At 32.7% G+C, this 21,960-nt stretch carries 24 protein-coding genes and 1 pseudogene; 14 read left to right on the top strand and 11 right to left on the bottom strand.

The genetic code is table 11. The annotated features are described in order from the left end of the window. Positions 1–181: 181 nt before the first annotated feature. From AAGD19_RS01050 to fabF, 3 genes and pseudogenes are all read left to right on the top strand, one after another. Positions 182–1,076 (top strand): annotated as a pseudogene (locus AAGD19_RS01050) (TerC/Alx family metal homeostasis membrane protein). Positions 1,077–1,287: 211 nt separating this feature from the next. Continuing rightward, entirely contained in the window at positions 1,288–1,545 is a 258-nt protein-coding gene (gene acpP, locus AAGD19_RS01045; RefSeq protein WP_341747960.1) for an acyl carrier protein, read from the top strand. Between the two features lie 9 nt (positions 1,546–1,554). Beyond that, positions 1,555–2,814 carry a beta-ketoacyl-ACP synthase II gene (gene fabF, locus AAGD19_RS01040; RefSeq protein ID WP_341747959.1) on the top strand — a complete coding sequence of 420 codons (1,260 nt, stop codon included), beginning with the start codon at positions 1,555–1,557 and terminating at the stop codon, positions 2,812–2,814. A gap of 3 nt (positions 2,815–2,817) precedes the next feature. On the opposite strand, the gene AAGD19_RS01035 is transcribed toward fabF, so the two are convergent. From AAGD19_RS01035 to rpmI, 3 genes are all read right to left on the bottom strand, one after another. Continuing rightward, positions 2,818–3,084 (bottom strand): hypothetical protein, encoded by a 267-nt coding sequence (locus AAGD19_RS01035; protein ID WP_341747958.1) that lies wholly within the window; start codon positions 3,082–3,084, stop codon positions 2,818–2,820. Positions 3,085–3,884: 800 nt separating this feature from the next. Next, a complete protein-coding gene (gene rplT, locus AAGD19_RS01030; protein WP_341747957.1) occupies positions 3,885–4,241 on the bottom strand; it encodes a 50S ribosomal protein L20 in 357 nt (118 codons plus the stop codon). Positions 4,242–4,268: 27 nt separating this feature from the next. Beyond that, the gene (gene rpmI / locus AAGD19_RS01025; protein WP_341747956.1) at positions 4,269–4,472 is read right to left on the bottom strand and encodes a 50S ribosomal protein L35; all 204 of its coding nucleotides are present in this window, start codon (positions 4,470–4,472) and stop codon (positions 4,269–4,271) included. Between the two features lie 355 nt (positions 4,473–4,827). On the opposite strand from rpmI, the gene AAGD19_RS01020 reads away from it, so the two are divergent. From AAGD19_RS01020 to AAGD19_RS00995, 6 genes are all read left to right on the top strand, one after another. Continuing rightward, positions 4,828–5,811, top strand: a complete 984-nt coding sequence (locus AAGD19_RS01020) for a transposase (RefSeq protein WP_341747233.1) — start codon at positions 4,828–4,830, stop codon at positions 5,809–5,811. Between the two features lie 218 nt (positions 5,812–6,029). Beyond that, entirely contained in the window at positions 6,030–7,271 is a 1,242-nt protein-coding gene (locus AAGD19_RS01015; protein ID WP_410520817.1) for an MFS transporter, read from the top strand. A 317-nt stretch (positions 7,272–7,588) separates the two neighbouring features. Continuing rightward, the gene (gene hscB, locus AAGD19_RS01010; RefSeq protein WP_341747954.1) at positions 7,589–8,116 is read left to right on the top strand and encodes a Fe-S protein assembly co-chaperone HscB; all 528 of its coding nucleotides are present in this window, start codon (positions 7,589–7,591) and stop codon (positions 8,114–8,116) included. After that, positions 8,107–9,915, top strand: coding sequence for a Fe-S protein assembly chaperone HscA (gene hscA, locus AAGD19_RS01005; protein WP_341747953.1), 1,809 nt, complete (start codon positions 8,107–8,109; stop codon positions 9,913–9,915). Before hscB ends, hscA begins: the two co-directional genes overlap by 10 nt. Before the next feature lie 16 nt (positions 9,916–9,931). Further along, on the top strand, positions 9,932–10,264 hold the full coding sequence (locus AAGD19_RS01000; protein ID WP_341747952.1) for a ferredoxin family 2Fe-2S iron-sulfur cluster binding protein: 333 nt from the start codon (positions 9,932–9,934) through the stop codon (positions 10,262–10,264). 13 nt (positions 10,265–10,277) lie between these two features. Beyond that, positions 10,278–11,348: a hypothetical protein gene (locus AAGD19_RS00995; RefSeq protein WP_341747951.1), complete on the top strand. Its 1,071-nt coding sequence runs from the start codon at positions 10,278–10,280 to the stop codon at positions 11,346–11,348. Between the two features lie 51 nt (positions 11,349–11,399). Here the strand turns inward: AAGD19_RS00995 and AAGD19_RS00990 are convergent, their stop codons facing one another. Then, positions 11,400–11,702, bottom strand: coding sequence for a hypothetical protein (locus AAGD19_RS00990; RefSeq protein ID WP_341747950.1), 303 nt, complete (start codon positions 11,700–11,702; stop codon positions 11,400–11,402). A gap of 844 nt (positions 11,703–12,546) precedes the next feature. Between AAGD19_RS00990 and AAGD19_RS00985 the strand changes: the two genes are divergently transcribed. Next, positions 12,547–13,098, top strand: a complete 552-nt coding sequence (locus AAGD19_RS00985) for a hypothetical protein (RefSeq protein WP_341747949.1) — start codon at positions 12,547–12,549, stop codon at positions 13,096–13,098. A 16-nt stretch (positions 13,099–13,114) separates the two neighbouring features. Continuing rightward, a complete protein-coding gene (locus AAGD19_RS00980) occupies positions 13,115–13,867 on the top strand; it encodes a hypothetical protein (RefSeq protein WP_341747948.1) in 753 nt (250 codons plus the stop codon). A 5-nt stretch (positions 13,868–13,872) separates the two neighbouring features. On the opposite strand, the gene AAGD19_RS00975 is transcribed toward AAGD19_RS00980, so the two are convergent. Both AAGD19_RS00975 and ffh read right to left on the bottom strand, forming a co-directional pair. Then, positions 13,873–14,937 (bottom strand): hypothetical protein, encoded by a 1,065-nt coding sequence (locus tag AAGD19_RS00975; RefSeq protein WP_341747947.1) that lies wholly within the window; start codon positions 14,935–14,937, stop codon positions 13,873–13,875. Positions 14,938–14,988: 51 nt separating this feature from the next. Further along, on the bottom strand, positions 14,989–16,341 hold the full coding sequence (gene ffh / locus AAGD19_RS00970; protein WP_341747946.1) for a signal recognition particle protein: 1,353 nt from the start codon (positions 16,339–16,341) through the stop codon (positions 14,989–14,991). A 242-nt stretch (positions 16,342–16,583) separates the two neighbouring features. Here ffh and AAGD19_RS00965 point away from each other — a divergent pair, with 242 nt between their 5' ends. The 3 genes from AAGD19_RS00965 (at position 16,584) to AAGD19_RS00955 (ending at position 18,269) form a co-directional block, all read left to right on the top strand. Next, the gene (locus AAGD19_RS00965) at positions 16,584–17,066 is read left to right on the top strand and encodes a class I SAM-dependent methyltransferase (RefSeq protein ID WP_341747945.1); all 483 of its coding nucleotides are present in this window, start codon (positions 16,584–16,586) and stop codon (positions 17,064–17,066) included. Between the two features lie 80 nt (positions 17,067–17,146). After that, positions 17,147–17,392 (top strand): hypothetical protein, encoded by a 246-nt coding sequence (locus tag AAGD19_RS00960; protein ID WP_341747944.1) that lies wholly within the window; start codon positions 17,147–17,149, stop codon positions 17,390–17,392. A gap of 58 nt (positions 17,393–17,450) precedes the next feature. Then, on the top strand, positions 17,451–18,269 hold the full coding sequence (locus AAGD19_RS00955) for an MFS transporter (protein WP_341747943.1): 819 nt from the start codon (positions 17,451–17,453) through the stop codon (positions 18,267–18,269). A gap of 387 nt (positions 18,270–18,656) precedes the next feature. Here the strand turns inward: AAGD19_RS00955 and AAGD19_RS00950 are convergent, their stop codons facing one another. From AAGD19_RS00950 to AAGD19_RS00930, 5 genes are all read right to left on the bottom strand, one after another. Continuing rightward, complete coding sequence (locus AAGD19_RS00950) at positions 18,657–19,055, bottom strand: bifunctional (p)ppGpp synthetase/guanosine-3',5'-bis(diphosphate) 3'-pyrophosphohydrolase (protein WP_341747942.1); 399 nt, start codon at positions 19,053–19,055, stop codon at positions 18,657–18,659. Continuing rightward, complete coding sequence (locus AAGD19_RS00945; RefSeq protein ID WP_341747941.1) at positions 19,003–19,383, bottom strand: HD domain-containing protein; 381 nt, start codon at positions 19,381–19,383, stop codon at positions 19,003–19,005. Before AAGD19_RS00945 ends, AAGD19_RS00950 begins: the two co-directional genes overlap by 53 nt. A gap of 609 nt (positions 19,384–19,992) precedes the next feature. Beyond that, positions 19,993–20,826: a 3-deoxy-8-phosphooctulonate synthase gene (gene kdsA, locus AAGD19_RS00940; protein ID WP_341747940.1), complete on the bottom strand. Its 834-nt coding sequence runs from the start codon at positions 20,824–20,826 to the stop codon at positions 19,993–19,995. Positions 20,827–20,843: 17 nt separating this feature from the next. After that, entirely contained in the window at positions 20,844–21,149 is a 306-nt protein-coding gene (secG, locus tag AAGD19_RS00935; RefSeq protein ID WP_341747939.1) for a preprotein translocase subunit SecG, read from the bottom strand. Further along, on the bottom strand, positions 21,146–21,886 hold the full coding sequence (locus tag AAGD19_RS00930; protein ID WP_341747938.1) for a triose-phosphate isomerase family protein: 741 nt from the start codon (positions 21,884–21,886) through the stop codon (positions 21,146–21,148). Before AAGD19_RS00930 ends, secG begins: the two co-directional genes overlap by 4 nt. Positions 21,887–21,960: the final 74 nt, after the last annotated feature.

Genomic DNA, 21,960 nt, shown 5'->3' with positions numbered 1-21,960 from the left:
CCCGAGTTGCCAATTAATTTATAAGAGCAGAGCTAGGTTTTATGAACATTTGAAGTTAATTTGTAACATTAAAACACTTAATAAAAACTATATTTTTTAGAAATATGTTTGTATTAAAAATGTTTTAGTATCGAGCCTCACATGAAACCAGCGTTAAATATAGCTTTTGCCAGTATAATTAATTGGCAACTCGGGTTTTTGTACAGTGATTGCAGGTTTACTAATCTACGATCTTGGTTTTGCAAACCAAGAAAATAAAGTGATGAGCTTCCGCCAAACTATTTATTTTAGCCTTTTTTATTTAATTATAGCATGCCTCTTCGGTATTTTCATTTTTTTTGATATGGGAGGAGAAAAAGCCCGGGAATACTACACTTGCTTTTTTATAGAGAAAGCTATGTCATTGGATAATATTTTTATTATATTGATGGTTTTTCAGTTTTTCTCTATTCCTTTAATATATCAGCATCGGATATTATTCTTGGGAATTCTAGGTGTCATTGTTTTTAGAGCCATAATTATATATCTAGGTGTCATTGTTATCTCGAAATTCTCTTGGTTATTATATATTTTTGCAGCTATTCTTATAGTTACAGGCATCAAAACTTTTTATATAGCAAAAAAAAGTTTTAAAGTAGAGGAATCGTATATTTATAGAATTCTACAAAAATACTTTAATCTTACTCCTAAAATTTCCGGTTATAAATTTTTTGTTAAAACTAATAATAGGTTAAGTATTACGTCTTCTTGCATCATTAATAATTATAGAAATCATGGATATTGTCTTTGCCATTGATAGTATACCAGCAATATTTGCTATCACTAAGGATCCTTACATAATTTATACTTCTAATATTTTTGCCATATTAGGTTTACGTGCCTTATTCTTATGTTTAGCTAATATTGTTGAGCAATTTAGTTATATAAAATATTCGCTAGCATTAATATTTATTGGTATAAAAATATTCGCTGAACATTTTATTGAGATTCCATCTTACGCTGCATTGGCTATGACTATTACTCTTCTGTTGTTTGGTATTATTGCTTCTATTATCAGGAAAAGGAGTGTATACTAAAATGTAAACCATTAGTAATATTTTAATTTAAGAACTAAAGAAATTTTACACTGGCATAAAATATTTTTTTATGCTAGAAGTTTGGAATTATTGTATCGTCTTATTCAAAGCTTACTTATGTATAGATTATGTTTATTCCATACAAGTCAATCATGAGTGGCTAAAGTTTGAATATTTTACTAAAATTAAATTAAGTTATGAGGTTCTAATTATGGATGCAAGTGTTGCTCAGAATATCATCGAACAAGATGTTATTGAAATCGTTGCTAATACATTAAAAGTAAAGAAAGATTCAATCACCCTTGAGTCTAGATTTGTTGAGGATCTTAAAGCCGATAGTTTAGATACAGTTGAATTAATGATGGCAATAGAAGCAAAGTATAAATGTGATATACCAGATGAAGATGCCAGTAAAATTTTAACTGTCTCTGATGTTGTACAGTACATAAATAAAAAAATAACTAATTAATGAATAATCATGTCGACTAGAAGAGTTGTTATAACCGGTATTGGGCTTATCACACCACTAGGAGTTGGTGTAAAGCCCTCTTGGGAAGGTATTATAAAGAACCGCAGTGGCATCAAGTCAATCACAAGATTTGATACTTCTAACCTTGCCTGTAAAATAGCGGGTACAGTGGATCACTCAACAGATAATGGTTTTAACCCAGAAAAATTTATTGACCCTCGCAATGTCCATAAGATGGATTTATTTATCCAATATGGTATAGGAGCAGCTACTGAGGCAATCGAGGATAGCGGGTGGAAAGTAAAAGATGAATTATCGGGAGATAGAACCGGCTTAATACTTGGTTCAGGAATAGGTGGACTTGGGATGATCGAAGAAACATCCGTAAAGTTTCATAAAGAAAATAATGGCAAAGTTAGTCCATTTTTTATCCCCTCCTCATTAATTAATCTCTTTGCAGGTCATGTTTCCATTAAATACGGATTCACCGGACCAAACCAAGCTGTCGTTACAGCTTGTTCCACTGGCTCTCATGCTATAGGGGATGCTATGCGTATGATTCAATATGGTAATGTAGATGTTATGGTTGCTGGTGGGGCCGAAGCACCGGTTACTCTGGTCGGGGTGGCTGGATTCGTTGCTGCAAGAGCATTATCTACTAAATATAATTCTACGCCTGAACTTGCATCAAGACCATGGGATCAAGATCGTGATGGATTTGTAATGGGAGAAGGGGCAGGTGTTGTAGTACTTGAAGAATATGAGCATGCTTATGCTAGAAACGCTAAGATTTATGCTGAAATTATTGGATATGGTTCTACTGGCGATGCTTATCATATGACCTCACCTCATCCCGATGGAAGAGGTGCTTATAGAGCTATGTCTGAGGCTCTTAAAGATGCAAAAATTGATGCAAGTCTTATTGATTATATCAATGCTCACGGCACTTCTACCCAAGTTGGTGATGCTATAGAGTTAACGGCTGTTCAAAAATTATTTTTGGATGCTAACCCGAATGTTCTTATGTCGTCAACCAAATCATCTATTGGTCATTTGCTTGGAGCAGCTGGTAGCGTAGAATTAATATATTCAATTCTTGCTATGCGAGACCAAGTTGCTCCACCAACTCTAAATTTGCATAAACCGATAGCAGAAGCAAAAATAGATTTAGTTGCTTTAGAAGCTAAAAATACAAAAATTAGTTATGTACTTTCTAATTCATTCGGATTTGGAGGAACTAATGCAAGCTTAATTATTAAGAAAGTATAGGATTTACTTTTGGTTTGTATCATTTTCAAAAGTTGGAGTAGGAAGCTGGTATTTATGTTGGATAATTGTTGTAAGCTCTAAGGGGGATTCAGTAATTGGTAAATGTTTGTAACATAAAGTAGTTAATATATTTTCTAGTTGTTTTGTTCCACAACACATGCTAATACTTATAAAATTTTTAAAAGTTTCTTCTATTATCTTCTGAATCTTTTCTAGAGATTTTATACTAACAGTTTCTAAATTGTTAATTCTGTCAAATATTTTAACCATTATGATATCATATATCTTGTGCTGCTATAATAATTCCATGATTTCTGCCGAGCTAATCTTTCTGTCGCACTTACCCCTAGTTAGTTTTTCTATCTGATCAGCAATTAGATCACTAAAGATATAGGCAATCTTGCTTTTGGTCAGTTTAGTATCCTCAATGGTATCATGCAGTATAGCGGTTACAGTTAAATCGGTTCTAATAGTGGTTGAAATTAATTAAAATAACCTGAATTCGATGTAACTTGTTACATCGAATTCAGTATTATATATAGAAACAATCAGGTTTGAAGCGGCTGCCCACCTGATTGTTAAAATATAATACTCCATTCAATATGTGATTTTAATTATTAAAATCACATATTGAATGATGAAAAAAGTTAAAATGCACTCGCGTCAGCCGCTTCAAGAGTGCATTTTTCCTTATAACAAAGCAAGTATCGATATAAGAATTATTAATTCTTATATCGAACTGAGGTTGAGGTTAAATACAGTGATTCACTTTCGTTCACCTCCATAGGTCATACCTGACTGTTTCCAGCCTTTTCCTTAACACTCACCACCATATTCCTTAGAATACAGCAGCTTAAGGTAGTTTGATATCTGCTCATACCAGCTGATTCCGGTGGACCTACCACCATGTTAAGTACAGCACCACTCCTCACTTCTACAGTGACTCGTACTCTTGGCACACCGAAGATAAGTCGCAAGCAGTATAACAAATATACGTGAGGATTTGAGTCTAATCCCAACGCCCAAATTACCAGCAAAAGTAGAATGATCCAAGAGGTTTAATAATAAGTCTATTGCAGATGAGTCTTTACCTGCACCACTATATCTGCAAAACCTTGTGGGTTGTTGACTGCCAATTCAGCTAGCACCTTGCGATCAATATCTATGGCAGCTTTTTTCAGTCCACCCATAAACTGCGAATATACTAAATCATGCTCACGTACTGCTGCATTAATTCTTTGTATCCAAAGCCCTCTAAAATCACGCTTACGATTTCTACGATCTCTATAAGCATATTGTAGAGCTTTTTCAACTTTTTCAATTGCTACCCTAAAGCAATTATTCGATCTCCCCCTATAACCTTTAGCAAGTTTGAGAATTTTTTTATGACGATTTTTTGAAACTTTTCCTGATTTTACTCGTGACATATCTCACCTATTTCCTTATTTAAATTATTAAATTCCATATGGAAGAAAGAATTTTTTCAAGTTCTTTGCATCTTGATCGCAGAGAATTGTTGTTCCTCTAAGGTTACGAAGCTGAGATTTTGTACGACGTCGCATGAAGTGCTTTTTTCCAGCTTGAGTGGCACAGACTTTGCCAGTAGCAGTAAGCTTAAAGCGCTTTTTTACCGCTGATTTTGTTTTTAATTTAGGCATTATAATTCCTTTATTTGGTATTTTAAGATCAGTCTAGCAAAAACTAGGCATACCAAAGCCACGTTGCTAATAGACGTAAGTATAATGTTTTTAAGTATTATTGCAAGTCAATTTTGCAAATATTTTGGCTAGGATCGTTTATATATGTTATTTTTTTCTTGCATTTTACAGGAGGTTCATACATGAGGTTAGCATATTAATTATATGAAATTATTAAAAAAGCTGTATTACTAAACAAAACTTACGCTATGAGAAAAAAAATGGTACATTATGTTGAGTATAATTTACAAATGCCAAGAGGATAAAATTGCAAGCAATACCAGTTAATAGGACAGATTACTGTCAATTTCTAATAGTGAGTCAAAAGAATTATAGTTTGACCTACTATGCTGAACATGCCAAAAAATGTAGCCATGATGTTATTAATAGATTTTTAAAAAATGAAAAATATACACCTTCTTTGTTATGGGAACATATTAAGGATGATGTTATTTTATCGCCTAACGGATATACAATATTTGATGATACGGTGTTAAATAAAAGAAATACCAAGAAAATAGAAATTGCTAGATCACAGTACAGTGGGGCTACAGGTGGTATTACTACTGGTATAGGAGTAGTAAGTTTGGTATATTATAATCCGGATATTAATAAGTTTTGGGTAATAGATTACCGAATTTTTTCGCCCGAACATGATGGAGCGACAAAAGTAGAACACCTATTAAATATGTTAAATAATGCTGTGTATAGCAAAAAGATTCCTTTTCAAACTGTGCTTTTTGACACATGGTATGCTACGCATAAAATTATGCAACATGTTGATTCCTTGGGTAAATATTATTATGCTCCTATTAAAGCAAATAGAAACGTTACTAAAACTTCCTCTTCTAAGCCTTATAAAGCTGTTAGCAAGTTAACGTTTTCAGATGAGGAAATTAAGAGCGGAGTGGAGATTCATATAAAGGGCTTTGCAAAAGATAAGCATGTTAATTTGTTTAAACTTACTGTTTCTACCAACAGAGTTGATTATATTGTTACCAATAACAAAACTCAAAAATCTTCTAAAGCCGTACAAGATGAGTGTGGCTTTCGTTGGGTAATTGAGAGCATGCATAGAGAAATCAAGCAACTTACCGGTATAGAACGATGCCAATGCAGAAAACAACGCATCCAGCGTAATCACATTAGTTGTGCATTTTTAGTGTGGGCTTTTCTAAAAAGAACTGCACACAAAATAGGTAAGACGGTTTATCAAATAAAGTTAGGGCTTTTAGATCATTATATGCAACAGCAGTTACGTTCACCCTCTTTACGCTATTTAGAACCTTACATAGCGTAAGTTTTGTAAATAAATATTTTGCTAAAAACATGATTTTAATCTTTTAAAATCATGTTTTTAGCTTTAGAAAGGTTTAAAATGCATTCGCGTTAGCCACTTTAAGAATGCATTTTTCCTTATATTAAAGCCAATTCGGGATAAGAATTAACTAATTATTATCCCGAATTGGGGTGTAATGTCTAGATAATTGTTTGAAAAGATGGATATCACTCCTGAATATGCTAACTAATCATACACGCTCTTATTTTATTTGTTTCTTCTTGCTTGGAATAGTTGCAGGGGTAAATTTTTCTTTAGTATCATTTACTATTCATTACCAATTATCACAGGCGGGATATTCAACTGATATTATTGGTGCAATGTTTCTAACATCTATTCCATATTGCTTAAAACCAATATGGGCACCGTTTATTGATAAATATTCTATACCTGTTATATGTCGGAAATTTGGCCAACGTCGTGGATGGACATTAGTTACCCAAGCATGTTTATTAGTCACTACTAGCGGGTTTTTAATTATAGACCCCCCTGTTAACATAATTATTACCGCAATTTTAATTTTTATTATTTCCTGTTGTGCAGCAACTCAAGATGTTGTTTTAGATGCATACCGTATAGAACGGACTATAAAAAAAGAAGATCTCTCAATTGCTACAACTTTTAGCTCAACTGGTTTTCGCATAGGAATACTTATTAATAGTACAGGGGCATTATATTTATCTTGCCTCTTTAATTGGTACTTTGTATATCTATATATCTTTCTTATAACAATGGCTGCACCTATAATAACCTTATATATGCAAGAACCTGTTACAAAAAAAACTCAACACATCTCTACTGATTTAATTTCACCTGCACAATATTTTCAAGTTATTGGTGATAGCTTACTATTGTTAAAACGAAATCATCCAAACTGGATGTTCATTATACTGTTTGTCTTTCTATATAAAGCAAGCGACTCAATTCCTATGGCAATGAGTTCGCCAGTGTTTATTGACTTGTCTTTTACCTCTCAAGAAATTGCTTCTATTTCAAAAGCATATGGATTCATGCTAATGATCTCTGGAGGAGTCATTAGCGGTATTTTAACTGCAAAAATAGGAATATCCCGAAGCATCCTAATATGTGGTAGTCTACAATTACTGTCACCCTTAATGTTTGTGTTTTTATCTATGCTAGGTCATGATATGCTTATATTTACTATAACAATTACTGTACAGAATTTTTGTTGCGGGCTTGGTAATACAGCGATTCTTATTTATTTTTCTAGTTTATGTAGTAGCGAATTGATAGCCACACAATACTCAATTATATCTTCTTTTGGCTCCTTCGTACGGATTATTTTATCCTTTTTATCTGGCATTTGTGCAAATTATATGGACTGGCCTCAACTTTTTTTATTGACTACGTTATTTAGCATGTTATTTGTACCAGCCTTTTTAAGGATACGTAAGATTTAATAGATTTGATACTTTACTATGCTATCTATATACGCGAATTCGGGATAAGAATTTGTCAATTCTTATCCCAAATTCGGTGAAATTATCGAAACAATCAGATTTGAGACGGCTCTGCATCTGATTGTTAAATTAATATTTTGCTAAAAACATGATTTTAATCTTTTAAAATCATGTTTTTAGCTTTAGAAAGGTTTAAAATGCATTCGTGCCAGCCGCTTCAAGAATGCATTTTTCTGATATTCTAGCCAGTTCTAGATTAAAATTAAAAATTTTAATCCAAAACTGAGGTTTCTAGTATATAATCACAGGGGCATGGTTTGATAATTGATCTACTAGAAGTGATTATGAGCAGTTATTTTGAGTTATTAGGCATAGAGAAAAAATATGATATTGACTTGCTTATCTTGGATAGTCAATATTTTGCTATGCAGTTAAAATATCATCCAGATAGAATTAATTCTAACAGCGAAAAGCAAAAAAATTTATCTGTCTCTATTGATATCAATAAGGCTTATGCAACGCTTAAAGACGATTTATCCCGAGCTGAGTATCTTCTCTTGTTAAACAATATAGTCTTGGATGGTATAACAGTTAGGCAGGGTATTTCAAAGGAAAAATTAAATGTTATATGGAATGAATTAGAGCTTGTTGAAACTACTCAACAATTAACTAAGTTACAATCTATGCTAAATAACAAAATTCTTGAAAAACAACAACTTACTAAATCGCTAACTACTGCGTTCCAAAATCACAATATGCAAGATGCTATTGATATTACTATAAGATTTAAATATCTTGAAAACTTAATTAATAATATTCAGCTAAAAATCAAGTCATGCAAATAATAGAAATTAGTGAGGCTGGTTCTTCCCAGCATAAAGAAAATGATAATGATATAGCAGTTGGCATAGATTTTGGTACAACAAACTCATTAATTGCTTGGTCAAATCAACAAATGGTACAAATCATTACAGATGATCAGAATCTAGAACTTATCCCCTCAGTTATAGCCTTTCAGGATAAAAACTTTATTGTCGGTGATAATGATATAGTCAATAATTTTCGTTCTATTAAAAGACTTTTTGGTAAAAAACTATCTGATATACGCAACAACCCTGTGTTTTTTAGTTTAGTGAAAGATTATATTGATTTAGATAGCGAAATTTTACGAATAAGGTTTGCTGGAAAATTACTGACGATTCCAGAAATTGCCGGACAAATCTTTTTGTACTTAAAGAAACAGGCTACTCAAAAATTGAATTCGGAAGTCAAAAAAGCTGTAATAACCGTGCCAGCACATTTTAACGATGCTGCTAGAGGAGAAGTAATGCTAGCTGCAAAAATTGCGGGGTTTAGGGTATTACGGTTAATTGCAGAACCAACAGCAGCAGCTTATGCATATGGTTTAAATAAAGAAAGTAGTGGATGTTATTTAGTGTATGACCTAGGAGGTGGTACTTTTGATATATCAATTCTAAATATGCAAACTGGTATATTTCAAGTCATCGCCACTGGCGGAGATAATATTTTAGGTGGTGATGATATTGATCACTTAGTGATGAAGTATTTTTGTGATAAATATAAGTTAGTAAAATCTAACGAATTAATAAAATTAGCAAAAAAAGCTAAAGAAACACTTAGTGTACAAAATAAATGTAGTATTATATATGAAGAGAAGATATTAGAATTAAATATAGAGGATTTTGAACGATTAATATCACCATTAGTAGAACGTACAATAGCTATTACTAAAGATACGCTAGAACAGGCAAATAACCCTGATATTTCAGGTATTATCTTGGTTGGGGGTTCAACTCGCATACCGTTAATTAGTAAGAGTTTAAGACAAATGTTTAATACTACTATTTTTTCAGATATTAACCCAGATAAGGCGGTAGTATGGGGGGCAGCTCTGCAAGCAGAGAACCTAACTTCGGCAAATATTAATTCCTTATTAATTGATGTAGTACCCTTGTCACTTGGTATCGAACTAAATGGTGGAATTACTGAAAAAATTATTCTGCGTAATAGTCCTATACCGATATCGGTTACTAAGGAGTTTACCAATTATGTAGATAACCAAACTTCTATGAAGTTGCATGTGGTACAGGGAGAAAGAGAAATGGTAGAAGATTGTCGGTCACTCGCAAGATTTGAACTAAAATTGCCACTAATGAAAGCAGGTGGAGTGAGGATAGAAGTAACATTTTCTATTGATGCAGATGGTATTTTATCAGTATCAGCTCTAGAAAAAAATAGTAATATATCACATAACCTTGAACTAAAACCAAGTTATGGTTTAAATGAAAGTGAAATTACCGAGATTTTAGAAAATGCTTATCAAAATGCGACTAGTGATCATAATAAGAAATTGTTGAAGGAAACAATTATTGATACAAAATCTTTGATTTATAATATAAAAAATGCTATTAGGGAGATGCCAAATCTTCTTGCAAAGAATGAAATGGAAAAAATTGATATGGCAATTAAAACTTTAGAAGAAGCAATAAACTCAAATGATCGTGATTACATTATAGAATGTAGCAAGAATTTTGAGAATATAACAGAGCATTTTCTTTCTGAAAGATTAAATAATGCTACTCTGAGCTTACTTAAAGGTAAGCATATTGATGAAATAAACTAAAAAGGAATGATAATTAATGCCTAAAGTAATTTTTGTGGTAGATAAAGATGGTACAGAAAGAATAGTGGATGCCCCTATAGGACTGTCTATTTTGGAAATTGCTCATCAAAATGACATTGATCTTGAAGGTGCATGTGAAGGTTCACTAGCATGTGCCACTTGCCATGTTATTGTAGATGAGGAATTTTATCACAAATTAAAAAATCCTTCTGAGGCAGAAGAAGATATGCTTGACTTAGCGTTTGGTCTTACCCATACTTCAAGACTTGGTTGTCAGATTATTGTTAGTGAAGAACTTGACGGTATAAGGGTTCGCTTGCCATCTGCTACCCGTAATATTAACTTATAATTGAGTATATAGAGTGATACGTAAAATTTTGTTTTTTATTTGTTTAATTTACACCATAATATGGTTTAGCATTGCTTATACTATCAAAAGCAATATAGTAAATACTATAAAAAATTCAGAGACAGATAATACTAAAATATCTTATAGCCAAATCAAAGTTTCTGGCTTTCCTATTCGCTTTCAAATTCATTTAGTCGAGCCAAAAATGAAATTTATCGATCATGTTAATTCCAAAGAAATATCTACTGAGGAAATGACATTTTTGTTTGATTTTAGTTTTAAAAAGGCTAGATTGATTTTAGGAAAACAAGGAATAAAACAACAAGAGAATTTTGATGGTAAATTAGTAGAGTATAGTGTTCAGTCCAAGGAATATATTACAGCACTAGTTAAATTTAATAAACCTATATATAAATTATCCCATGGAGATAGTTTAAAATCTATCGTAAAGTTTCTGCAAGTTAACAATAAATTACTATCCTTCATTCAGGAAGATAAGGAAATTTTTAATATTGCTGGTTTAGTTTTCCTAATCAATAAGGCAAAATCTCAGGACGGTGAAAATATAGCTCTACAATTACGTTTGTTGTACTCTGCGGGGGAAGATTTTCTTAATTTCAAAACAGCACAGCTTGATTTAGCCACACTGATCAATATTGCTACTAACCAGGGTAAAGATACAAATTCTATCAGAAATCTAAATATCGATCGTTTAGTTTTTTCTTGTGATGATAATGCCCAATTAGATTTGGTAGGGTTTTTACAATTTTTTGATAGTAAGTTACCAAAAGGTAAATTATCTTTTGAATTGACTAATTACCATGATATCATCGATAAATTGATTCCTAACAATTTGTTATTACCTAAAAAAATGGTCAAAACTATCATTGAGAAAGTTGTTAATTCTTCTTTACCTGGACTAGTTAAGACAGATGATAATGAATTAGCAACTTATGAAAAGGTGAAATTTGATATTGAGTTTTCTGATAATGGTATACATATAGGTTCAATTAATTTGCTTGAGTTTAAACTAGAGGATAGTAAAGTAGATGAGGCTATAGAAGAGAACAACACTGAAAGTTAACATGAGTTCAATATAACTTACCCCAGCATCGGGATAAGAATTAACTAACTCTTATCCTGAATTCATACTGCTAAAATTCGATTCTACTTCATGTAAATTATGGTAAGCTTTATCAACCAATTCTTTACTCATCAGTTTAATTTCAATCTGTGTTTCAATCGCATAACAACCATCAAGAGCAAATAACTCTTTTTTCTTATCTTGATCAATTTCAACCAATATTTGGTTGCCGTCTAATTTTAGGTTGATAAATTTATCTATCCGCCATTCTTCAGCAATTTTTTGAATATTATTTAAACCAGTTTTTGGCTTTGCTTTCTTATGCGTTGATACATATATATTATGTTCTTCCACCTTGCTAACTAGTTTTTTAACTCGGTTATTCCTATCAAACTCAACTTTTCGGGCTATAGAACCATTTTTTCTTAAAATATATCATTTATCGCAGAATTCTTGTAAACCTTACTCTCCTGCCTCTTCAAGCACTTCTCCCTCTCAAAGATAAGTTGCGGGTTAAGGTTTCGGCTCTCCTGCAAATTCTGCAGAAGAGGATTCTGTAAGAGGTCTATTGTTGCGTGCAATTTAGAAGTACAACTTAGAAGTAGTTTTGTCATCAAAATAATGATAGTGTTGCGAACGGATTCTTTGTGGTAATTTTGTCGTCAAAATTTGCTTCCGTTTCTCACATACATCTGCGTACTGCTTGCGGTATTCAGCTACATTTTTCCTAAAAATTCCTCAAAAATTATCCAGTTTAATTGGCAACTGGGGTTATATAAGGTGTAGGTCCAGATTGATCAATTAATTTTAATCTTTGCATTGCTTTACTATCAATTAGTGCCTCTATAAGTGGATCGTCAACTACTACACTATCCTGCCATATAGTATATAATTCTTTCTTAGCATAAGCAGGGAAATAAAATAAAATATAGAAAATAAGCTTTTTGCTTCATAAAAATACCTAGATTATTAAATAACCCGAGTTGCCAATTAATTTATAAGAGCAGAGCTAGGTTTTATGAACATTTGAAGTTAATTTGTAACATTAAAACACTTAATAAAAACTATATTTTTTAGAAATATGTTTGTATTAAAAATGTTTTAGTATCGAGCCTCACATGAAACCAGCGTTAAATCTACCTTTCATCTCTCCTATTTAATTGGCAACTGGGGTTAGCAATATAAAAATAATAATTTTATGATTAAAAAACTTTTATATACTTTTTTGATTCTTATAATTGCTTCTACTCTTTCTAGTTGCGGTCGGAATCTTGCGGCAAATACATATACTAGTGATTCAACATTAAATATTGTATTGGAAGGAAAGCTTCTTGCCAAAAGGGATGTCAAAATCACGGAGGATGAAAGACTTGGTGATAATACAATTGGTGGTCTAACTGGTGCTGTCGCTGGTGGGGCGGTTGCTGCTAGCGGAACTAATAACGCAGCTATAATTGTTGGTGGTGCTATTGTTGGAGGTGTTACTGGTGCAATAATGCAATCTGCTTTGGGAACATCAAAAGGTACAGAATATATCGTACAGGTTAATAGATCGAATTTGAAAGACGATTATTACGAAGGTAGCAGACTTTTAAGAAATGCTATAGCAGCTGTACGTGCGACAGGTATTATCACCATTGTGCAGGCTAAAGAAGATAAAACCAATCCTGTGATAAATGAGGGGCAAGATGTTCTAGTTATTCTTTCTGAGAAGAGATCTAGACTCATTCCAGCTACATATAAAAATTAATAAAAACACATAGTTAATGGTCAGAATTTTCTTTATAATTTTACTGTTTTTTTCTACATCGGCTTGTACTAAGACGACTTTTGTTAGATCTGCACCTGATTATTCGCAATCACTAACTAAGTCCAAAATTGTTTTACTTTTACCACCAATAGTTGAAGTAAATCAAATTGATGCTTTTAACAAAAAAACGAGAGTTTATAGTTATGAGGATCGCCTTGAAGAAAATATTGTAGATACATTCATAACCAAAATGCAGGACAAAGGGTATAATATTAAACTTTTCTCTAGAACAGAAATTGGTACTAATAAACTGTCAAAATACGTCGTTGACATTAAGGATAATTTTGATGAGACTCTAAATATACTCTATGCTAGTGGAGCTTGGAAAGAGGATGCGGCATATTCTATTGATGAAAAGATTCCTTCTGTAGTTGATCTTGGTGGGAAAGCCGGAGCTGATTTACTAGTTGTAATGAATTTCTATGCGGAGAGTAAAACATCTGGTGCAGTAACTAAGGATTTTTGTACAGAGATTTTGAAGGGATGTATAACTGGTAGAGTCAATTTAGACCCATCAGAATTTTCGCGAGTTAGATTAGCTATTCTTGATGTACCAACTGGTAGGGTACTATGGACACACTCGGTAGGACTGTCTAGTGATATGATTGACACCACTATTGCTAGTTTTTTTGATAGTGACAAAGTAGATAAGAAAAATCTTTCTAAGTTGTTTAATTCAGCACTTGCAGATCTCCCTGACGCGAAATAGGTCTATTATACCTTCTTATATTCATCCACAGATGGCTGGTTGAATGGGTCGATTTTTAGGTGATTTGCAATTAGTATAGTACTCAACATTACGTGAATAATTTGATCTACAATTACCTGTTCATCGATATATACAAAATTCTCTAGCTTCACTGGTCGTTTAACTTGATCTAATGCATTATATATATTATTAGCATGAGCAGTTAGAGCTATTTCAATATCTGAGCTTGCTTTGTTAGTAATAACTTGATAAAATTTATCATCCGGACCTTCTAAATAAAGCTGCAATTGACTGTGTTGATCAAATGTTCCTTTTGCTATTATAGGAGTTATACCAAAACCATTCTTACCAAGTGATTCAGCTATAATCTGTTGTTGCCATCTACATAGACCATCTAATTGATAACAATAATTAAACATAACTAATATATGTCTATTTAAAGAATATTGATTAAGGTAATACTCCGCTATCTCACAAATATTAAATCCATCAAAAATAATATCTGATATTTTTTTTGAAGCAGCTAGTACGACTTTATGTACATCAACTCCTGCAACTGCGGTTGGGAGCAAAGATGCATTAGAAATTACGCCAAATCTTCCACTACGAATGTTATCATGTTCTAGACAATTTGTACCAAAAGACTCTGCTAAATTACGTAATAAATTATTACTAAACGGTACTATTACATAAATATTTTGAGGGGGAACGTGTAAAACTTCTAAAACATACTTAGTTAATAAATAGGTTTCATTTGTGTTCCCAGACTTACTCAATGAGAAAAAGACTGCTTTACTTAAATCAACTAATGCCAGTTTTTCATCAATTTCCAACTGATCTAAACTATCAAGATATATTAGCCTTTTAGTAGCTACTGCCTTTATACTTAATAATGCTCTAACATTTAGAGAAGACGCACCAAAACCTATAACTACCACAATATCATATTTTAAAGCAAGCTGAGCTGCGAGATCCTTTATTGCATCTTGCTTAATCAGATCAAACCTTAAAAAATCATATTTATTGGCTTTAATCTGTAAAATAAGATCGTTATATACCTTGCTAAGCATTTAATCTCCAGTTACGCGAATTTAGGATAAGAATTAAGGTAATTCAGGTTATCATAATTTAAATAAGTTGCCTATACCACTACGCATTAGGCTTTTGGGATTCATATTGCTTGCCTTTTTCATGAAACCACTTATTTGTTTAAATTGTTTCAATAGACTATTCACTTTTTGGACTGATGTTCCAGAGCCTTCAGCGATACGTTTTCGACGTGAGGCATTTAGCAAATCTGGGTTTTTTCGTTCTTTTTTGGTCATAGATAAAATTATTGCTTCTTGGTGGTCTATTAATTTGCCACTTAATTTCGATTGATCGATTTTATCGATAATTTTATTAATACCAGGCAACATACTCATCATACTACTGAATCCACCTAGTTTCTTTATACTCCTCATTTGCGTTAGATAATCTTCCAAATCAAATTTACCTTTTTTAAGTCTAGCAGCCGCTCTTTCTGCCTCTTGATGGTCTATTATGCTTGCTGCTTTTTCAACGAAGGAGATGATATCTCCCATATCTAATATTCTTGAAGCTATGCGTTCTGGGTCAAATAATTCTAGATTTGTCAATTTCTCGCCAGTGCTTAAGAACTTAATAGGTTTCTTGGTAACGTGTTTAATGCTTAGAGCCGCCCCACCTTTGGCATCGCCATCAATACGGGATAAAATCACGCCGGTAATCCCTAATTTTTGATCAAAATTGCTAGCTATAAGTACCGAATCTTGCCCCGTCATTGCGTCAACTACCAAAATTATCTCTTTTGGGTCTATTAAATTTTTTATATTTGAGGCTTCTTTCATCATCTCATCATCGATTTGCAACCTACCTGCTGTATCATAAATAACGACGTCATAGGCAAATAATTTCGACTCGTGTAAAGCTCTTTTCGCAATATCTATAGGAGTATGGTTGGGGACAATAGTTAAACAATCTACCCCTATAGATTTACCAAGGATAGTTAATTGTTCCTGTGCAGCTGGTCGATAAATATCAAGAGAGACTAAAAGTACCTTTTTATTTTGATTTTTTAGCCTAAGTGCTAATTTGGCACTTGCTGTAGTTTTTCCACTACCTTGCAGACCAACCATTAAAATATTTACCGGCGGTTCAGATTTAAGCTGTAAACTACTTTCATCTAGAGACGAGGATAATATATTAATTAACTCATTATGGACAATCTTTACTATCATCTGCCCTGGAGCTACTGATTTTATGACTTCCTGCCCCGTAGCTTTTAATGTTACTTCAGCAATAAAATCCTTAACTACCGGTAGTGCAACATCTGCTTCAAGAAGGGCAATCCTAATATCACGCATAGTATCGTTTATTTGGGACTCCGATAAAGTACCACTTCTTTTGATACGATCAAAAATTTTCGTTAGATTTTGAGTTAATGTTTGAAACATAAAATGTAATAAATTACTTGAATTCACCGCATTGTAGCATATTTACTAATAATCACTAAGCATATTAGCAAAAAAAATAGTAATTAATTTGTGAAATAAAATTTTCGGATTCTATTGAGAACTAGTGATATTGTTACAATCAAGAATTTATTATTTCAATTTTCTATATTATTTTCTCTTGCTATCAATAAACCAAATCAGCAATATATTTACTAAAAAATAGATATATAAAATTAAATCAAATGGTAAAAAAGAATAGCTATATTTTGGCAACTGGCGATGAAACGGATTATAGGCTCAGTATTTTGAATAAAATATATGGCAAATATACTAATATTCTATTGGATAGGCTAGCACTTCGTCCAAATATGAAAGTGGCAATTATTGGTTGTGGATCGGGGGAGTCTATTGATGTAATATATCAGAAAATTGGACAAGATGGCAAACTATTATGCCTAGATATAAGCCAAAAACAGATAGAGCTTACTAAAAGTAAGTTAAGTAGTAAAAACATCGATATTGTTGAATACCAAGTTGCAGATATACAAGATTATCAGGGTAATGAGCAATATGACCTCGTATATTGTAGGTTTGTACTCATACATCTAACACATCCTCAAAAAGCCTTAAATAATATGTTAAGTTTATTAAAGCCGGGTGGAACTATTGCATGTGAAGAGCAGATTATACAGCTATATTTAATTATCCATATGCTCGTTCAATAGAACAATATAAAGAATTATTACATAAAATTGAAAAAAGACTTAGTGTAGATTATTCTTATGGTATAAAGCTATTTAATACTTTGTGTAGTCTTCAATTAACAGATGTAAAATTTGATTTTCATCAACCAGTTTTTAATGGGGCTGAAGAAAAATTATTATTAAAATTATCTCTTTTAGAAGAAAAAGAACATTTTATTAAGCATAAGTTGATCGATAATTTAGAAATAGAAAAGATGCTAAAAGAAATGGATCAGATTATTCAGGATAAGACGGTTATACAAAGTGCAGGTGGGGTGTTTCAATCTTGGGGGAGAAAACTCCAATGAGTAGTATAATTTACTCCCTCATAAATATATTTCAATGAACGCAAATGCAAGGCAAATAATGTTAAAATATCAGCAAGAACAAAGAAGCTTAACTAGAGAACAAAAAGAAGCGGTTGGATTGCTGTCCATTGGCACATTTTTAGAATTTTTTGATTTTATGCTTTACGTACACATGGCTACATTTCTCAATGAGATATTTTTCCCAAAAACAGATCCTAGTACTGCCACTTTGCTCGCAGCAGCTGCTTTTTGTTCATCATATGTGCTTAGACCTATAGGAGCATTAATATTTGGATATATAGGAGACAATATAGGACGTAAATCAACTTTCATTATAACTACTTGTATTATGGCTGCCTGTTGCTTCACTATGGCTAATCTCCCAACTTACGCTCAATGGGGTTATACTGCTTCTGTATGTATGGTTATATGTCGTGTTATGCAGGGACTCTCTTCTATTGGGGAAATAGTTGGTGCGGAGGTTTACGTCACAGAAATGACGAAACCACCTGCTCAATATCCCGCTGTAGCAACTATTGAAGTAATGGGGCTTTTAGGCACAACAATTGCCTTAATTGTTGCAAGTTTTGCAACTTTAGGAAATGTAAATTGGCGGATAGCTTTTTGGTTTGGAACAATAATAGCCATAATTGGAGGAACTGCTAGAAGAATTTTAATAGAAACTCCGGAATTTGCTGATGCAAAACTTCAGTTAAAAAGGGTATTTGAAAAAGCTAATATGGATATTAAAAAATTAAATAATAACCCCATTGTTAATGAAAAGGTGAATAAGAAAACAGCCTTAGCTTATTTCTTATTAGATTGCTCTTGGCCATTAAATTTCTACATTGCGTATTTTTTTGTGGTACTATTCTAAAAAATTCTTTCTGTTTTAGTACAGAACAAGTGATTCATCAAAATTTAATGCTCTCAATAATACAAATTTTTCCTTGGTGCATGTTAGCTTGGCTAAGTTACAAAATACATCCATTAAAATTACTAAAAGTAAAGTTATTTATTTTTCCATTTTTACTGAAAAATGTCACTAACTCATTTAATATGTTATTAATTCAGAGTTTTATTGTTGTCTTTTCTCCAACTACTACACCAGCTGTTCCTATCATTCTTAAAGCCCTTCCTATCTTTAAACGTTTTACATGTAGCGGTTTAATATATGCTTTTTCTCGGGCTGGTGTCTTTATTGTTTGTTCTTTTGGATTAATTTATTTAACAACATATTTTGGCTATCCAGGATTATTATTTATTATGATCCCAGTAAGTATTGGTTATATATTTGGGCTACTTCATTTTGAGAAGTTGTCTCGGGAAACTGAAAATCATCTTTAACCATAATTTTCCATTGTTTTAATAAAGAATGTTTAATAGATAAATGTTGACAGCATAGTTCAATAATTTGTTTTGTTATTGTTGGTATTTCTAAATGTATAGCTAAAGTTACAAAATGTATTACCGTCTCTTCTATAATCTTCTTAATTTTTTCAGGAGATTTTACACCAACAGTTTCTAAATTATGAATCCGATCAAAAATTTTAATCAATGCTACATCATATTTTCTTTGTTGAATTAATAAATCTAGTGTTTCCGCCGAGCTAATCTTGCCATGAGGCTTGACTAGCCACTTGACTACCAAAAATATAGGCAATCATCTTTTCAGTAAGTTCTGTATCCTCGATGGTGTCGTGTAGTAATGCGGTAACTATCATGTCAGTCCTAAACAATCGTGGAATTTCTAGGGCTGTGTACTGGGCAAACATATAAGCCACCTCTATTGGATGCGAGTAATATGGCTCACCGGATTGTCTCATTTGACTGCCATGATATTTTTTAGCATAGTAAATGCCTTTTTTGACTTCATACATGTTTATTGGTTGCTTTACTTTTGCATTGAGCGAAATTAATTCATTAAGTAACCTCTCAGCATATGTACAATACTGGTATCTTGAATTATCCCAATAGTTAATATCTTCCATAAGAACCATAATATTTTTATACTCAACTTATAGATTAAACTAAAATTTAAGCTATTACCAGGATTTTATTATTTATTCATCTTACATATAGCATTTAAAAATTGCAGAAAAGTACAAGACGTCTATTAGCGAGACCACGTGAATGTAGTGGCAATCTACATTCATTAAGATTGCTTCGTCACCACAAAGTGGCTTCTCGCAATGACGCTAGGCTGTTTTTCCTATGACTTTTAAATTGCCATGGGGGTTATGCACACAACTGTTGAAAGTTAAAAAAATCGTCTATTAGCGAAGTGCTGTTGTAAGGCTTAAACCGTCATTGCGGACGAACGTACATGAACGTGGCAATCCATGAAGCTTATCATATTGCTTCGTCGACCTATGGTCTCCTCGCTAATAGACGGTTTTTTAACTTTCAACAGTTATGGGATGACATCCAAAAGGGCAGGGATGATACCCTAGGCTATTAAACCGATGTCTTATAGTCAATTGATGAGAAGTTGGTGACGTCGTCACTCCGTCCGCTCGCCTATTACATATAGGCGTCGCTCCATCGCTCCTAGCACCAAATCCTCCTGAATTGACTATACATCAATAGTTGAGGTTAGGTTATATCTTAAATATTGCTTTAGTTAGCTCATCATAGCTCTTTAACCTAACCAATATAGGTTCTAAATCATCCAGCTTGATCATACAAGGTCCGTCACTTGGGGCATTATCTGGGTCTTGGTGAACTTCCATAAAAACACCTGCTACTCCGACGCTAACAGCTGCCCTTGCTAATATTTCAACATATTTTCTTTCGCCACCACTACTTTTGCCTATGCCACTTGGTTGCTGAACTGAATGGGTTGCGTCAAAAATTACAGGGGTCTTAGTTTCTGCCATAATTGGCAAACTACGCATATCTGATACTAGTGTGTTGTAACCAAAACATGCACCCCGTTCGGTAAGCATGATATTCTTTGCACCAAACGCTTCAAGTTTAGCATACACATTCTTCATATCCCAAGGGGCAAGAAACTGACCTTTTTTAACATTAACAACCTTATTAGTCATAGCTGCAGCATGCAGCAAATCTGTTTGTCTACATAAGAAGGCAGGGATTTGGATTATATCAACAATTTCAGCAACTTTAGCACACTGATTCTCTGTATGAACGTCAGTAAGAATAAGGCAGTTAAAGGCTGTTTTTACTTTAGACAAAATTTCCAGCCCTTTCTCAAGACCGCTACCCCGGATACCATTTATTGAAGTTCTATTAGCTTTATCGAATGACGATTTATAGATAAAGGGTATGTTAAGTTTAGCAGTAAGGGTCACAAGCTTGTCAGCCATAAATAATGCATGATCTAGACTTTCTATTTGGCAAGGTCCAGCAATAAACACAAATGGTAAGGTATTACCAATTTTGATATTATGTAAATCAATTATTTTTTGCATAACTTGGTCCTTAAATTTTACTTGGCAATTGGCAAGCTAGACTCTTCTTGTTTATCGTCAACTTGCTCAATTTTCTTAATTATCCCAAGGTTTTTCTTAGAAGACAGATTGGCAAGAATAATAGCATTAATTATAAACAAGGTGGCAAGCACTACCGTGGTTTTAGTCAAGAAATTAGCTGCAGTTCTGCCTGTTACAACACCCATATTACCACTACCACCGCTCATACCACTTAACCCATCATTGCCAGTCTTTTGCATCAGAATTACGATAATTAGCAGTATTGCTATTACAATATGAACAAAAAGTAATATATTCATCATTTTTCAAAAAACCTATAATTTAATATTTGAACTAAAATTTGATAATCAAGTGAAGATTTGCCAATCATAACCCCATCAATATTCTGTACACTTAATATTTTTTCTATATTACCTAAATTTACAGATCCACCATACACTAAGCTAACATTATTTGCAACTTGGCTTTGCTTGAGAAAATAATTGAGGGCATCAAATATCTCTATTAATTCTTCTTGGTTAGGAATAATCCCTGTTCCTATAGTCCAAATCGGCTCATAGGCTATTATCACATCTATCCCCTCCCCTATTTTATCATTTGGCAGGGATTCCACTAATTGTTTTAATAAAAAATTTTTATAATTATTATTTTTTCGTGTAGCTAGGTCTTCTCCGATACAAATAATAGGGCTAATCTTGGCATTTAAGCAATTCTCTGCTTTCTGTCTGATTAATTTATTGGATTCTTGAAAAAAGCTTCTACGTTCACTATGACCAACAATAGCGTAATTAATACCACTTAGTTTCAGTAATAGGCTTGAATATTCTCCAGTATAACTTCCTTGTTCTTCGAATTGACTGACATTTTGTCCACAAAACTCTATAGATTTAAATTTATCAGATAAATAAGCAAGATAGGGAGTAGGAGGAGCTATAATAAATTTGTTGTTATGTTGCTGCTCTATCAGTCTAGTACAAAATTTAAATGCATCATCTAAACTTATATGCATTTTCCAGTTAGCAATAATAAGTTTTTTCATAAAAATCGCTTGCAGATATTAGTGTACAGAACTATTGTAGTATACTACAAAAACTTGAAGAAGAAATTTATAAT

This window comes from Candidatus Tisiphia endosymbiont of Dascillus cervinus (assembly GCF_964026405.1).
Classification (GTDB): domain Bacteria; phylum Pseudomonadota; class Alphaproteobacteria; order Rickettsiales; family Rickettsiaceae; genus Tisiphia.
This window is presented reverse-complemented; position numbering and strand designations above follow the sequence as displayed.

Coding starts and splice junctions, on each gene's coding strand:
- acpP (WP_341747960.1), top strand. CDS start 1,288: ATGGATGCAAGTGTTGCTCAGAATATCATCGAACAAGATGTTATTGAA.
- AAGD19_RS00955 (WP_341747943.1), top strand. CDS start 17,451: ATGTTAAAATATCAGCAAGAACAAAGAAGCTTAACTAGAGAACAAAAA.
- AAGD19_RS00985 (WP_341747949.1), top strand. CDS start 12,547: ATGATTAAAAAACTTTTATATACTTTTTTGATTCTTATAATTGCTTCT.
- AAGD19_RS01035 (WP_341747958.1), bottom strand. CDS start 3,084: ATGGTTAAAATATTTGACAGAATTAACAATTTAGAAACTGTTAGTATA.
- AAGD19_RS00980 (WP_341747948.1), top strand. CDS start 13,115: ATGGTCAGAATTTTCTTTATAATTTTACTGTTTTTTTCTACATCGGCT.
- AAGD19_RS01015 (WP_410520817.1), top strand. CDS start 6,030: ATGCTAACTAATCATACACGCTCTTATTTTATTTGTTTCTTCTTGCTT.
- AAGD19_RS00930 (WP_341747938.1), bottom strand. CDS start 21,886: ATGAAAAAACTTATTATTGCTAACTGGAAAATGCATATAAGTTTAGAT.
- ffh (WP_341747946.1), bottom strand. CDS start 16,341: ATGTTTCAAACATTAACTCAAAATCTAACGAAAATTTTTGATCGTATC.
- AAGD19_RS00945 (WP_341747941.1), bottom strand. CDS start 19,383: ATGGAAGATATTAACTATTGGGATAATTCAAGATACCAGTATTGTACA.
- rpmI (WP_341747956.1), bottom strand. CDS start 4,472: ATGCCTAAATTAAAAACAAAATCAGCGGTAAAAAAGCGCTTTAAGCTT.
- hscA (WP_341747953.1), top strand. CDS start 8,107: ATGCAAATAATAGAAATTAGTGAGGCTGGTTCTTCCCAGCATAAAGAA.
- rplT (WP_341747957.1), bottom strand. CDS start 4,241: ATGTCACGAGTAAAATCAGGAAAAGTTTCAAAAAATCGTCATAAAAAA.
- AAGD19_RS00965 (WP_341747945.1), top strand. CDS start 16,584: ATGGTAAAAAAGAATAGCTATATTTTGGCAACTGGCGATGAAACGGAT.
- fabF (WP_341747959.1), top strand. CDS start 1,555: ATGTCGACTAGAAGAGTTGTTATAACCGGTATTGGGCTTATCACACCA.
- AAGD19_RS01000 (WP_341747952.1), top strand. CDS start 9,932: ATGCCTAAAGTAATTTTTGTGGTAGATAAAGATGGTACAGAAAGAATA.
- AAGD19_RS00975 (WP_341747947.1), bottom strand. CDS start 14,937: ATGCTTAGCAAGGTATATAACGATCTTATTTTACAGATTAAAGCCAAT.
- kdsA (WP_341747940.1), bottom strand. CDS start 20,826: ATGCAAAAAATAATTGATTTACATAATATCAAAATTGGTAATACCTTA.
- secG (WP_341747939.1), bottom strand. CDS start 21,149: ATGATGAATATATTACTTTTTGTTCATATTGTAATAGCAATACTGCTA.